The following is a 14,659-nucleotide window of genomic DNA, read 5'->3' as shown; positions in this document are numbered from 1 at the left end:
GAAGGGTGTGTCACTCATGTCGGATATGTATAAAGATGCCGGGGTGGATGTAGAAAAAGGATATGAAGCCGTAGAACGAATGAAAAAACATATATCGAGAACGGCCCGAAAAGAAGTGCTTGGAAGTCTGGGTGCTTTTGCCGGTTTATTTGATCTCAGTTCTTTTTCCTTTAAAGAGCCTGTACTCGTTTCAGGCACGGATGGAGTCGGGACAAAATTGAAGCTGGCATTTCAGCTGAAAAAACATGATACAATCGGTGTTGATTTAGTTGCCATGTGTGTGAATGATATTGTTGCACAGGGAGCGGAGCCCTTATTTTTCCTAGACTATATTGCCTGTGGTAAAAATGACCCTGCTGTGATTGAACAAATTGTGACAGGTATTGCCGATGGCTGTGAGGGAGCGGGTGCTGCTTTAATTGGCGGAGAAACAGCAGAAATGCCTGGCATGTATGAAGAAAATGAATATGATTTAGCCGGTTTTACAGTAGGAATTGCTGAAAAATCAAAGCTTGTCACCGGGGAAAACATTCATGCTGGAGATGTAGTCATTGGACTCGCGTCCAGCGGAATTCACTCCAATGGGTATTCACTTGTCCGCAAGATTGTCTCGCATCTCGATTTAGGGCAAAATTATGGCATGACAAAAAACCTTGGGGAAGTATTACTTGAGCCAACCAGGATATACGCAAAGCCGGTGAAAGCTGTATTGGATCAATACAATATAAAGGGAATTTCTCATATTACAGGCGGGGGATTTTATGAAAACCTGCCGCGCGTTATTCCATCAGATTTAGGGGTAACCCTTGATCGTTCACAATGGGAAGTACCTGAAGTTTTTACGTTTTTACAAGAGAAGGGGAAGCTGAAAGAAAAAGATATGTACGGTGTATTTAATATGGGGATTGGTATGGCCCTTGTCGTTCAGGAAGAGGATGCAGAAAGTATACTCAATTTACTGGCGGAAAATGGGGAAGCTGCCAGTAACATCGGGAAGGTAACTGAAGGTGAGGGAGTGAATTTTACCTCATGAATAAGCCAAGAGCAGCCGTTTTTGCATCCGGAACAGGCAGTAATTTTCAGGCGATCATGGAAAGTAGCGATCTGGCCTGTGAGATTGTGCTGCTCGTCTGTGATCAGCCGGAGGCAAGCGTAATCAAAAAGGCCAAGCATTATGGTGTCCCAACAGTTGTATTTCAGGCAAAAGCGTATAGAGATAAAAGTGCCTATGAAGAAATGCTCATCAAAAATCTGAAGAAAGCGAACGTGGAGTGGATATTTCTTGCCGGGTATATGCGTATAGTTGGTGAAACATTACTCCGCACGTTTGATAAGCGGATCATTAATATTCATCCATCTTGGCTTCCTGATTTTCCCGGGAAAGACGCCATCGGTCAAGCTTATCGTGCCGACGTAACGAAAACAGGGGTAACGGTTCATTATATAGATGAAGGAATTGATACAGGGCCGATAATATCACAAGAGGAGGTAAAGGTGCTGCCTGAAGATACAGAAGACAGTTTAAAAAAACGTATCCAACAGGTCGAGCACAGGCTGTATCCTCAAGTGATCAATCAGCTTATCGAAATGACGAAAAGTGAGGGATAACGGTGAAGAAAAGGGCGTTAATCAGTGTTTCCAATAAAGAGAATATAACTAAATTCGCCAAAGGGCTTATCGATGTAAATTATGAAATCCTTTCTACTGGCGGCACTTTACGTAAATTACAGGAAGCGGATATTCCAGTCACGGCGGTGGATGTGGTTACAGGCTTTCCGGAAATTTTGGATGGCCGAGTGAAAACATTGCATCCTTCTATTCATGGAGGATTACTGGCAAAGCGTTCCAGCAGCACACATCAGAAGCAGCTGGAGGAAAATGATATTGTACCGATTGATATAGTAGTCGTAAACCTTTATCCATTTAAACAAACATTGGAAAAAGAGGGAGTTTCTGCTGAAGATATAATTGAGAACATCGACATCGGCGGACCGGCAATGCTACGTGCATCTGCGAAAAATTTTGCGGATGTGACAGTGGTAGTGGATCCATCTGATTATGAGGGTGTTTTGGAAAAATTACAGGAAGGTAATTTAACCATCGGTGCCCGTCAAAAACTTGCCGCTAAAGTATTCCGTCATACAGCGAATTATGATGCCATGATCGCGGGATACTTTACAGAAGAAACGGAAGAAGATTTTCCGGAAACCTATACCGTTACATATGAAAAAGTACAAACATTGCGCTATGGGGAAAATCCACATCAAAAAGCGGCTTTTTATAAAAACTCACTAAATACGGATGGAAGTATTGCTGATGCAAAGCAGCTTCACGGGAAAGAACTTTCCTACAATAATATTCAGGATGCGAATGCTGCATTGGAAATTGTTTCGGAATATGAGGGGCCGGCAGCTGTTGCGGTAAAACATATGAATCCGTGCGGAATCGGCATTGCTGAAGATGTAGAACATGCTTTTAAACGTGCATATGACGCAGATCCTGTTTCTATTTTTGGCGGAATTGTCGCTGTGAATAGAAAAATTAATGAAGCTACAGCGCAGCAATTAAGCGAAATCTTTTTGGAGATTGTAATAGCTCCTGGGTTTACTGATGAAGCAATGGAAGTTTTAACAAAAAAGAAAAACATCCGATTACTAGAGTTGGAAGTAAATGAAGCAAGCGCTATTCATCACAAACTCACTACCGTAAAAGGCGGCGTATTAATTCAGCACAGTGATGACGGAAAAGTGGCAGCATCTGACTTAACAACTCCAACGAAACGTAAGCCTGACGAACAGGAAATGAAAGATTTATTGTTTGCATGGAAGGCAGTGAAGCATGTTAAATCCAATGCTATTGTTTTGGCAAAGGATAACGAAACGATCGGTATTGGTGCAGGCCAGATGAACCGGATTGGTGCTGCGAATATTGCGATTGAACAAGCAGGAGCTAAAGCAAAAAAATCCGTCTTGGCATCTGATGCATTTTTTCCAATGCCAGATACGGTGGAAACAGCGGCAAAAGCAGGGGTTACAGCCATTATTCAGCCTGGTGGATCAAAGCGTGATCAAGATTCGATTGATGTTTGTGATGAATATGGAATTGCTATGGTGTGCACTGGTATACGGCATTTTAAGCACTAGAGAAACGGAACCGGAGAGGAGTGAGACCGATGAAAATATTGGTGGTGGGCAGTGGCGGCAGGGAACATAGCATGGTAATGAAACTTTCCGAAAGCAACAAGGTTACGAAGCTCTATGCAGCACCAGGGAATGGTGGGATGGAGAAAGATGCCATTTGCGTAGCCATAGATGAAATGGATATAAATGGTCTAGTCAATTTTGCAAAAAAGAAGGAAATAGATTTGACTATTATTGGCCCGGAAGCCCCGCTGAATGAGGGTGTAGCAAACCGTTTCCAAGAGGAGGGCTTGAGGATTTTTGCACCGACAAAAGAAGCCGCTCTTTTGGAAGGAAGCAAGAGCTATGCTAAAGCGATCATGAAAAAATATGAAATTCCAACTGCCGACTTTGAAACTTTCACTTCGATTCAAGAGGCGAAGGTATATATAGAAAAAATGGGTGCTCCAATCGTTATTAAAGCGGACGGCCTTGCAGCAGGTAAAGGTGTGGTCGTCGCTGAAACGAAGGAACAGGCGCATCAGGCAGTGGAAGACATGCTTGTATCCAAAACCTTTGCAGAGGCCGGTGCGAAAGTTGTTATTGAGGAATTTCTGGACGGGGAGGAATTTTCCTTGATGGCTTTTGTCCATGAAAATAATGTCTATCCCATGGTAACTGCAAGAGATCATAAACGGGCATATGATCATGATGAAGGGCCGAATACAGGCGGCATGGGAGCATTTGCTCCCGTAGAAGAAATTACAGAAGAGCATTTGGGTTTTGCTATAAAAAACATTCTGCATAAGACAGTAGACGGCATGATGAAGGAAGATCGACCTTTTACAGGCATCCTTTATGCCGGATTAATCATGACTGAAGACGGCCCAAAGGTAATTGAGTTCAATACACGCTTTGGTGATCCGGAAACACAGGTGGTCTTGCCTTTATTGAAAAATGATCTGGAACAGGTCATGATCGATGTGCTCGATGGAAAAGATCCGGGACTGGAATGGAAGAATGAATCAGCTGTTGGTGTGGTGGTTGCTTCCAAAGGATATCCAGGGAAATACCAAAAGGGTGTTGCACTTCCTGATTTGCATCCTTCAGGTTCTGCATATGTTGTGCATGCAGGGACAAAAACCTCTGGAGATGAATTTGTATCTGATGGCGGACGGGTATTGCTCGTTGGTGCGACAGCGGAATCTATAGATCAGGCAGCGGTAGAAGTTTATGAAACTTTGAACCCTTATCGTGATGTGGAAGCATTCTTTTTCCGGACGGATATAGGAATGAAAGAATAAGTATTTACTGCCCTTAATGACAGTTGTTGTTAAGGGTATTTTTAAATTTCCTCATCCTAAGTACGGGGTAGGCGCGAAAAAAACGTGAGGCTAGCATCTCCAAAACGAGCGAGAGGCAGTAATAATTGCAACACCAGCATCGCAAAATCGAGCGGAACCTAAGAAAAGTCGATCGCCATCCTCCATTAAATCTCCCATTAATTCACCACAGATAACTTGTCACAAAAATTTCACTTTCATTAACAAAAACTTTACAGAACTAAAGCGAGATATATGGTAAACTAGAGGGAAATAAATATTTGGAGAGTTGCTGTATGTTAGATAAAGGTTACCATTGGAGAAATCGGGAGCTCAGACAACATGTACGAGTCATAGATGGACAAGAAGCACCAACCATGATCTTAACCAATGGTGTTTATTTGAACACATATACGAAACAGTGGATCAAAGCGAATATATGGATTGTGCACGACCGTATTATCTATGTAGGGGATAAATTACCGAAGCGACAGAATGGAGCGGAAATGATAGATTGTGAAGGTAAATATTTAGTACCTGGGTATATTGAACCGCATGCCCACCCATCGCAGATCTATAACCCGGAGAGTCTGGCTGATCACGCTGCCAAAACAGGAACAACGACATTGATTAATGACAACCTCTTATGGCTTTTTTTATTGGACAGAAAGAAAGCGTTTTCCTTGTTGGATGATTTCAGTAACCATCCTGTATCTATGTACTGGTGGGCAAGATATGATGCGCAGACAACGCTGCAGGATAAGTACGAAGAGGAATTATTCAATACAAATGAAATATTAAACTGGATTTCACATCCTGCCGTTGTTCAGGGAGGGGAATTAACATCATGGCCAAGCTTGCTTTCCGGCGATGACCGCCTGTTATACTGGATTCAGGAAACAAAACAGCGGGGTAAACCGGTAGAAGGTCATTTTCCCGGAGCTTCGGAAAAAACATTGACTAAAATGAAATTGCTTGGCGTGAGTGGAGATCATGAGTCAATGACAGGCAAAGAAGTTATCAGGCGTCTGCAAATGGGATATCATACTGCTTTAAGGTATTCTTCCATCCGGCCTGATTTGCCGAATTTAATTGAAGAAATTATTGCAGAAGGTATCACGACATACGATAACCTGACCATGACGACAGATGGATCAACTTCTACATTCTATACAGACGGTTTAATGAATGTCTGTATAGATATTGCGATTAAAAAAGGGATCCCTCTTGAAGATGCTTACCGGATGGCAAGTTATAATGCTGCAAAACATTATCATTTGGACGAGCAGCTTGGCAGTATAGCCCCTGGCAGAATTGCTCATATTAATATTTTACAGGAAAAGGGTAATCCAACTCCTGAAAGTGTACTTGCTAAGGGCGAATGGATCGTTAAAGATACGAAAGAAATAAACCGGAAACCGCTTATTGACTGGAAGGCTTACGATATAGAACCACTGGAGCTGGACTTTGATTTGACGGAAAATGAATTGCAGTTCTCTGTGCCCCTTGGTCTTGAGATGGTCAACCAGGTGATTATGAAACCGTATGCTGTTGATGTCGATATTACACCTAAAGAACTTCCGAAACAGGATCATGAGGCATTTCTTGTACTAATGGATAAAGCAGGGAAATGGCGGGTGAACACAACGATACGAGGCTTCACAAAAGGGTTGGGGGCACTGGCGAGTTCCTATTCCACAACCGGGGATTTAATATTCATCGGGAAAAGCAAGCCTGATATATTAAAGGCAGGAAAAAGACTGAAAGAAATTGGCGGCGGTATCGTTTTAGTGAATGAAGGAAAAATCCTGCTGGAAATTTCGCTTCCATTAGCCGGATTTATGTATCAAGGAAATATGAAGGGATTAATAGAAAAAGAAAAACAACTAAAAAAACATTTGCTGGAATTTGGTTATCCATTTGATGACCCCATTTATTCCATTTTCTTTTTATCATCCACCCATTTGCCTTATGTACGAATTACCCAGCAGGGAATTGTAGATGTAATGAAAAATGAAGTACTATTTCCAGCAACTATGAATTAGCGTATAATAAAACATAGCATGTTTAGAGAAATTTTAATATAAAGGTGTTGGGAAAATGAGAAAGTTTGTTTATTTACTGGTGGCAGTGGCAGCTTTGATTTTTGCCGGCTGTTCTAATGATGACGAAGACGAAACACAAAGTAATGAAGGAAAAGATAGTAATTTAGAGAATAAAGCGGATAAAGAAGCAGAAGAACAATTTGACAATATGTACCCATTAACAGGAATTGGAACAAATGAGGCGATAGATAATCGTACCATTGGTGTGATGGTAAATAACCATACCCAGGCAAGGCCGCAATCGGGACTGAGTGATGCGGATATTGTTTTTGAAATTCTGGCAGAAGCAAGAATTACTCGACTGCTAGCCCTTTATCAAAGCGAGATACCAGATGTGGTTGGGCCTGTCCGCAGTGCACGCGAGTATTATTTTACATTAGCTAATAATTATGGTGCGTTATATGTATACCATGGTGCTGCAGATTTTGTGAATGATATGATTGTAAACAGGGGAATCGACTATTTGGATGGTGCCGTTTATGATAATGATGGTACATTATTTAAACGGGAAAGCTTTCGAGAGGCACCGCATAATTCTTACGCACTTCTTGACACAGCTTATGAAAGAGCAGAAGGAAAAGGCTATGAAACGACGTTAGCTCAGGAAACCCTGCCTTTTTTAGATGATGAAACGGCAGATATAGCCGGAGGAGATGCAAATCATGTGGAGATCGTGTACTCGGATAATCCAATGAATATCGTTGAATACGAGTATGATCCTGAAATTGAAAGATATGTCAGATATAGTGACCGGGAAAAAACAATAGAACTTGATTCCAGCGAAGAAATTCAATTGGATAATGTATTTGTACTCGAAACCTATCATGAAACAGTTGATGCACAAGGACGCCGTGCTGTAGACTTGGAAGCCGGCGGCAATGCATATTTAATGCAAAAAGGGAAGGTGCAAGAAGTTGAGTGGGAGAATAGGGGCGGCAGAATAGTTCCTGTGAAAGAAGGGGAAGTGATCGGCTTTGTTCCAGGAAAAACATGGGTGAATGTTGTTCCTGCGAGTCCCGGACTAGACCAAATGGTGACAGTAACAAATTAAGAAGATGCACTTTTCAGGGAGGTTTTTGGGTTTGCAGATTGATAAATTACGAGGCAAACAATTGGATCAACTATTTGATGCGATTCTTTCACTGAAGGATCGTGAGGAATGCTACCGATTTTTTGATGATATAGCCACCATGTCCGAGATTCAGTCTATTTCTCAACGGCTCCAGGTAGCCAAAATGCTGACGGAAGGCCAGACATACAATGCGATCGAACAGGAAACAAAAGCATCAACCGCCACCATTTCCAGGGTGAGAAGATGCATTAACTATGGAAATGACGGGTATCAAATGGTGCTTGACCGTATTTTGGAAGATGAAAAATAATTGCCGCTGCCTCGGGTAGCGGCTTTTCTCCTACAGAAGAACGTCCGGGGAATAGAGGAACGCTGATATATTTTGATTATCGCTGATAAATCTTTGTGAAACGCTGATAAAATCTAAATAGCGCTGATAAAAATTCAAATTCGCTGATAAACCCCGGTAAACCGCTGATAAATCCTTGTAAGGGCTAATGTTACCTGTACTGGGACACTGAACCTGTCCCTCTGTCTCACCCACTGATAAAACTTTGTTATCCCCGCCACTGACACACTGAACCTCTGTCCCTTGCCTTCTCCCCCTAAACAAGAAATCAAACTACCTGTTACTAAAAAATATTATCATATCTCTAAATTCCAGCCTGTATTTTTGGTATAATATACGAACGTACTATTGTAATGGAGGATATCAATTTTGACTAATATGACAAATAATTGGAAGCACTTGTTTAAACTAGACCCGGCAAAAGAAATTTCGGATGAGCATTTGGAATTGATTTGTGAATCAGGAACAGATGCTGTTATTGTGGGCGGTACAGATGATATTACCTTGGATGGTGTGCTGGACTTATTATCCCGCATCCGCCGGTACACGGTGCCTTGTATCCTGGAAATTTCAACGATGGATGCGATCACGCCCGGATTTGATTATTATTACATACCAATGGTGTTGAACTCCAAAGAAAAAAAGTGGATGATGGATATCCAGCACCAGGCGATTAAGCAGTATGTGGACATGATGGAATACAGTGAAATTTTATTTGAAGGCTATTGTATTTTGAATGAGGAAGCAAAAGTCTTTCAGCATACGAACAGTATTTTGCCGGATGAAGAAGATGTCCTGGCTTATGCCTATATGGCAGAAAAAGTATTTCATTTGCCTGTTTTTTACATGGAATACAGCGGAAAATACGGAGATCCGGAGCTTGTGAAAAAAGTAAAAGGCCAGCTTAACAATACAAAGTTGATTTATGGCGGCGGGATTGAATCCATTTTTCAGGCTCGGGAAATGAAGGAATATGCAGACGTTATTGTGGTTGGAAATATTATTTATACGGATATAAAAAAAGCGCTCAAGACGGTGAAAGCCGTCAAGGATGAGTAGTAAGGCGGTGTCAATATGAGTCAAACGGTAAATGACTTGTTGAAAGGATTGAATAAACAGCAGCAGGAAGCAGTGAAGCATACAGAAGGACCGTTACTGATTATGGCAGGGGCGGGAAGCGGGAAGACGCGTGTACTAACCCACCGAATTGCCTATTTACTTGGTGAGAAAGATGTCAGTGCCAGAAACGTGCTTGCCATCACTTTTACCAATAAAGCGGCAAGGGAAATGAAAAACCGCGTGCGAAAATTAATTGGCCCGGAAAGTGAATATATGTGGGTTTCCACGTTTCACTCGATGTGTGTACGGATATTGCGCCGGGATATTGACCGGATTGGCTACAGCAAGAATTTTACGATATTGGACAGCAGTGACCAGCTATCCGTCGTTAAGCAGGTATTAAAGGATTTAAATATCGATAAGAAACAGTTTGATCCTCGTGCTATGCTCGGTCAAATCAGTGCGGCAAAAAATGAACTGATCAGTGTGGAAGAATACAATAAAAAGCAAGGTAATTTTTATGAGCGACAGGTAGGACAAATTTACGAAGCCTATCAAAAGATGCTGCAAAAAAACCAGTCGCTTGATTTTGACGATTTAATCATGCAGACCATTCATTTATTCCAGCGCGTTCCGGAAATATTGGAATATTATCAAAGAAGGTTTCAATATATTCATGTGGATGAGTATCAGGATACAAACCATGCTCAATATATATTAGTTGGTCTTCTGGCTAACCGCTATCAGAATCTTTGTGTTGTCGGTGATTCTGACCAGTCTATTTATCGCTGGCGCGGAGCAGATATCGCCAATATTTTGACCTTTGAAAAAGACTACCCTGCTTCACGTACGATTTTTCTGGAACAAAATTACCGCTCTACCAAATCGATTCTTGATGCCGCAAATTATGTGATCGAACATAATGCAGGACGAAAGCCAAAGAAACTGTGGACGGAAAATCCGGATGGGAAAAATCTGCATTATTTTCAAGGTGCAACAGAACAGGAGGAAGCACTCTACGTGGTAGATAAAATTCAGGAGCTGACAACAGAAAAAGATTACACACCAAGTGACGTGGCCATTCTATATCGTACGAATGCCCAGTCCCGTGCTGTTGAGGATACTCTTGTGAAAGCAAATATTACTTATCAAATGATCGGCGGGCTAAAATTCTATGAGCGTAAAGAAATAAAAGACATGCTGTCCTATTTACGGCTGATTACGAATCCGGATGATGACTTGAGCTTTGAACGTGTAGCGAATGTACCTAAACGCGGTATTGGAAAAACATCACTGGAGCGACTGCGTGATTATGCCACAACAAATGGCCTCTCGTTCTATGAAGCAGTACAGGAGATCGATTTTACCGGTGTTCCTAAGAAAGCAGCCCAAGCTTTGGCGGAATTCGCCGAGCTTATTGAATCTTTGTCCAAACAGCAGGAATTTTTGACAGCAACCGATATGGTAGAAGCAGTTATAACACGGACAGGTTATGAAGAAACATTGAAAAATGAACAAACACTGGAATCACAAAGCCGTCTGGAAAACCTGGAGGAGTTCATGACGGTGACACAGGATTTTGAGGCAACTGCCGAGGAGGACAAAACCTTAATTGCTTTTCTTACTGATCTCGCTCTAATTGCGGATATTGACCGGGTGGAAGAAGAAGAGGATGAAGAGAAAATTACATTGATGACCTTGCATTCTGCCAAGGGATTGGAATATCCTATCGTCTTCTTAATCGGAATGGAGGAAAATATTTTCCCGCATAGCCGTTCCATGTTTGATGAGGAACAGATGGAAGAAGAACGCCGACTTGCCTATGTAGGGATTACCCGGGCGGAGGAGGAACTGTATTTAACCCATGCAAAAATGCGGACGCTTTTTGGAAAAACCAATTTGAACCCGGTAAGCCGTTTTATTAATGAAATACCGGAAGAACTGGTGGACGGAATGGAAGAAGCGAAGGCCAGCATGTTTGGTACTCCTTTCAGTCCGCCAAAGGAAAAATCCGCTGCACCAAAACGTAAAGCAGGCCGTATCAGCACTGTGGCTGATGCCGGGGACCAGGCGTGGGCAACGGGAGACAAAGCAAACCACAAAAAATGGGGAACAGGAACCGTTGTGAAAGTACAAGGGGAAGGAGAGGCCATGGAGCTGGATATTGCTTTTCCTGCACCGGTCGGAATTAAACGTGTACTCGCACAACTTGCTCCGATAACGAAAGATTAGGGAGGTTTCCAGTATTGGATAAACAACAAGTCCAGAAAGAAATAAACGAACTAAAGAAGCTGCTGAATCAATACGGCTATGAATATTATGTGCTTGATAAACCAACTGTCCCCGATGCTGAATATGATCAAAAATTACATGAGCTAATCAGATTGGAAACGGCATTTCCTGATCTCATCACAGCGGATTCCCCAACACAACGTGTGGGCGGAGAACCACTGGAAGGTTTTCAAAAAGTAGAACATCATGTGCCAATGATGAGTCTTGGAAATGCGTTTAATGAACAGGATGTGCGTGACTTTGTCAGGCGGGCAAGCCAAGGAACGGATGAGCCGATCGACTTTGTCTGTGAATTAAAAATTGATGGTCTGGCTGTTTCCTTGAGCTATGAAAATGGAAAATTGACCCGAGGAGCAACCCGGGGCGACGGGACAATTGGTGAGGACATTACGACCAATTTGCGTACGATTCGCAGTATCCCGTTGACAATTGAAGAAACAGGGATGATTGAAGTGCGGGGTGAAGCTTTCATGCCGCATAAATCCTTCTTGGCCTTAAATGAGGCTAAAAAGGAAAATGAAGAAGAACCGTTTGCTAATCCAAGAAATGCTGCAGCAGGATCTTTAAGACAGCTTGACCCCAAAATTGCGGCCAGACGTCATATGGATGTATTTTTGCATGGTGTCGGTGAGTGGCAAGGGGAGGCCTTATCAACACATAGCGAGCGGTTGAACAAGCTGAAGAAATTAGGATTTAAAACGAATCTCGAGTGGAAAAAGTGTGAAACCGTTGAAGAAGTGATGGAGTTTGTAGAATATTGGACAGCTGAACGGCCAAATTTAAACTATGAGATTGATGGTATTGTTATCAAAGTAGATAATCTGCAGCAACAGGAAGAATTAGGATTTACAGCAAAAAGCCCGCGCTGGGCAATTGCTTATAAATTCCCGGAAGAAGAAGCGATTACAAAGCTTACAGCCATAGAATTGAGTGTAGGGAGAACCGGTGTTGTCACACCAACAGCTATTTTAGAACCGGTAAAAGTCGCAGGAACTACCGTACAGCGGGCAACTTTGCATAATGAAGATTTAATCCGTGAGCAGGATATCCGGATCGGTGATACGCTTGTGATCAAAAAAGCCGGAGATATTATTCCAAAGGTCGTCCGTGTAGTGCAAGAAAAACGGACAGGGGATGAGGAAGCGTTCCACATGCCTGATCACTGTCCTGAATGCGGGAATGAATTGGTACGATTGGAAGAGGAAGTGGCACTTCGCTGTATCAATCCAAACTGTCCCGCTCAATTAAAGGAAGGGCTCATTCATTTCGTCTCCAGGGACGCCATGAATATTGACGGTCTGGGAGAAAAAGTAATTATACAGCTTTTTCAGGAAAAGCTCATTCATACAATTGCCGATCTATACCGTTTGGAAAAAGAACCATTACTCGAACTGGAACGAATGGGAGAAAAGTCGGTCACCAATTTATTGAAGGCAATCGAAAATTCCAAAGACAATTCACTGGAGAAGCTATTGTTTGGGCTTGGAGTACGCTATGTCGGGTCCAAAGCAGCGAGAACGCTGGCGATGGAATTTGAAACAATGGAAAATCTGCAGCAGGCAACATTTGACGATTTGATCGCCATCGATGAGATTGGCGATAAAATGGCAGATGCGATCGTACAGTATTTTTCAGCGGAAAAAGTAAGCGGACTATTGCATGAACTAAGGCAGCTGGATGTAAACATGACATATAAAGGACCAAAACAAACTGTAACGGAAGAGGTATCCTTTTTTGCTGGAAAAACGGTAGTCCTGACAGGGAAAATGGAGAACTATACAAGGACTGAAGCAAAAGAGCTGATTGAAGCAAGAGGCGGATCAGTTACGGGAAGTGTCAGTAAAAAAACGGATTTGCTTATTGCAGGGGAAGAAGCCGGCAGCAAGTTTGATAAAGCTCAAAAGCTCGGCGTCGAAATTTGGAATGAACAACAGCTAAAAAGTGCCGTAGAGGGATTAGGTGTTAAAAAATGAAAAAAATAGGATGTTGGTTAACAGTCTCCCTTTTTGTTTTATTGGCGGGCTGCTTACCACAACAAGATTCAGAGGAAGAAATTTTACAAAACGATCCGGAGGCCGAGCAGGAGACTTCCATCGTGCCGAGTCACCGGCTTAACGAAGAAAATTACGGGATTATTACGCCCTATGAGGTAAGTGAGGCACGCGGTGTCATAACCAATCAGGTGGCAAACCGGCTGGATATTGATGAACTGGAGGAAGGTTTAAGGCGTCATTCCAAGGATGTATTTGACCCGGAAACATATTATTTCCAGGAGGGTCAATATTTAACAGAAAGTATGGTATTTAGCTTGATTGATGACTTGAACCCACAAATAGACGATGAAGATTTAGACCCAGATGAAGAAATGGAATTTCATGGGGATAACCCGCGTTACTTATCTCATATATTGGAACAGAATTTTCTGCAGAGAAGGGACGATGATTCTGTGGAGCTGGCTGGCATATCCATCGGTATTGCGATGAAATCAGTATACAGATTTCAGGTGGATGGAATAGACGATCAAGAAGAGATTTCAGAAAGTGAAATGCTCGCACAGGGAGAGGAGATGGCACAGGAAATATTAGACTACATTCGGGAAATAGAAGGGCTGGGTAATATTCCTGTCATGATGACGATTTATAGAGAAGCAGAACAATCCTCCCCCATCCCGGGTAATTTTGTCGTAAAAACAACGGTAGATGGCGGGAGTAATTCAATAGGAGATTGGGAGTCACTTGGAGAAGAGTATATTCTCTTTCCTTCTGATGAGGGCAGGGAGAAATACTTTGATGATCATGAAGTGGTCTCAAGCTTTGGAAATGAAATTGCCCAGTTTTTCCCTAACTATGTCGGTATCATTGGTGAGGGGTTCTATATAGACGAAGAATTACAGCGGCTTTCCATAGAAATTCCACTTGAATTTCACGGGAAATCAGAAGTCATCGGATTTACGCAGTTTGCTTATAGTCTTGTGCAGGAAATGTTTGAAAATTACTTTGAACTTGAAATAAAAGCAACCTCCAGCAACGAGGTCGAAAGTTTAATTTACCGGCCTGTGAACGCGGATTCGCCTACAGTGCATATCTTTCATTAAAAATATGGTGGACGGTTTGTTGATCCTATTTATCGCAGTGTAACTGGCTGTAAGACTCCCCCTTCTAGAATGAAGGAAACTTGAAAATTCTAAGTGGGAGATCTAACAGCCAGTAACGGACCGATTCGTTCAACTAACATTTGTATGAAAACACTTATGAAAATTGCTCTAAAAAGACAACAGGAAAGCAGCTCTCTCAAATTTGATTTTTTGAGAAAATAAAATTGATACTTCACATGTAATTTAG

At 42.2% G+C, this 14,659-nt stretch carries 11 protein-coding genes; all 11 read left to right on the top strand.

Going from position 1 to position 14,659, the window contains the following annotated elements; translation table 11 throughout:
- The first annotated feature begins 16 nt into the window (after nt 1-16).
- The 11 genes from purM (at nt 17) to ACDX78_RS04270 (ending at nt 14,412) form a co-directional block, all read left to right on the top strand.
- Entirely contained in the window at nt 17-1,033 is a 1,017-nt protein-coding gene (gene purM / locus ACDX78_RS04320; protein WP_486025651.1) for a phosphoribosylformylglycinamidine cyclo-ligase, read from the top strand.
- Nucleotides 1,030-1,608: a phosphoribosylglycinamide formyltransferase gene (gene purN / locus ACDX78_RS04315; RefSeq protein WP_486025650.1), complete on the top strand. Its 579-nt coding sequence runs from the start codon at nt 1,030-1,032 to the stop codon at nt 1,606-1,608. The genes purM and purN overlap by 4 nt, the downstream gene beginning before the upstream one ends.
- 2 nt (nt 1,609-1,610) lie before the next feature.
- Nucleotides 1,611-3,143: a bifunctional phosphoribosylaminoimidazolecarboxamide formyltransferase/IMP cyclohydrolase gene (gene purH / locus ACDX78_RS04310; RefSeq protein ID WP_486025648.1), complete on the top strand. Its 1,533-nt coding sequence runs from the start codon at nt 1,611-1,613 to the stop codon at nt 3,141-3,143.
- Between the two features lie 29 nt (nt 3,144-3,172).
- Nucleotides 3,173-4,423 (top strand): phosphoribosylamine--glycine ligase, encoded by a 1,251-nt coding sequence (gene purD, locus ACDX78_RS04305; RefSeq protein WP_486025647.1) that lies wholly within the window; start codon nt 3,173-3,175, stop codon nt 4,421-4,423.
- 314 nt (nt 4,424-4,737) lie between these two features.
- Entirely contained in the window at nt 4,738-6,486 is a 1,749-nt protein-coding gene (locus ACDX78_RS04300) for an adenine deaminase C-terminal domain-containing protein (protein ID WP_486025645.1), read from the top strand.
- A gap of 55 nt (nt 6,487-6,541) precedes the next feature.
- Nucleotides 6,542-7,597: a DUF3048 domain-containing protein gene (locus ACDX78_RS04295; protein WP_486025643.1), complete on the top strand. Its 1,056-nt coding sequence runs from the start codon at nt 6,542-6,544 to the stop codon at nt 7,595-7,597.
- Between the two features lie 31 nt (nt 7,598-7,628).
- Entirely contained in the window at nt 7,629-7,928 is a 300-nt protein-coding gene (locus ACDX78_RS04290) for a YerC/YecD family TrpR-related protein (RefSeq protein ID WP_486025642.1), read from the top strand.
- Nucleotides 7,929-8,345: 417 nt separating this feature from the next.
- Nucleotides 8,346-9,026: a heptaprenylglyceryl phosphate synthase gene (gene pcrB / locus ACDX78_RS04285; RefSeq protein ID WP_486025896.1), complete on the top strand. Its 681-nt coding sequence runs from the start codon at nt 8,346-8,348 to the stop codon at nt 9,024-9,026.
- A gap of 15 nt (nt 9,027-9,041) precedes the next feature.
- Nucleotides 9,042-11,258, top strand: coding sequence for a DNA helicase PcrA (pcrA, locus tag ACDX78_RS04280; RefSeq protein ID WP_486025641.1), 2,217 nt, complete (start codon nt 9,042-9,044; stop codon nt 11,256-11,258).
- A 14-nt stretch (nt 11,259-11,272) separates the two neighbouring features.
- Nucleotides 11,273-13,291, top strand: a complete 2,019-nt coding sequence (gene ligA / locus ACDX78_RS04275) for an NAD-dependent DNA ligase LigA (RefSeq protein ID WP_486025639.1) — start codon at nt 11,273-11,275, stop codon at nt 13,289-13,291.
- Nucleotides 13,288-14,412 (top strand): CamS family sex pheromone protein, encoded by a 1,125-nt coding sequence (locus ACDX78_RS04270; RefSeq protein ID WP_486025637.1) that lies wholly within the window; start codon nt 13,288-13,290, stop codon nt 14,410-14,412. Before ligA ends, ACDX78_RS04270 begins: the two co-directional genes overlap by 4 nt.
- Nucleotides 14,413-14,659 lie beyond the last annotated feature (247 nt).

The sequence above is a fragment of the Virgibacillus oceani genome (assembly GCF_041521345.1).
Lineage (GTDB): Bacteria > Bacillota > Bacilli > Bacillales > Amphibacillaceae > Virgibacillus_N > Virgibacillus_N oceani_A.
Note: the sequence above shows the minus strand (reverse complement) of the source record. Positions and strands in the feature narration are given on the sequence as shown.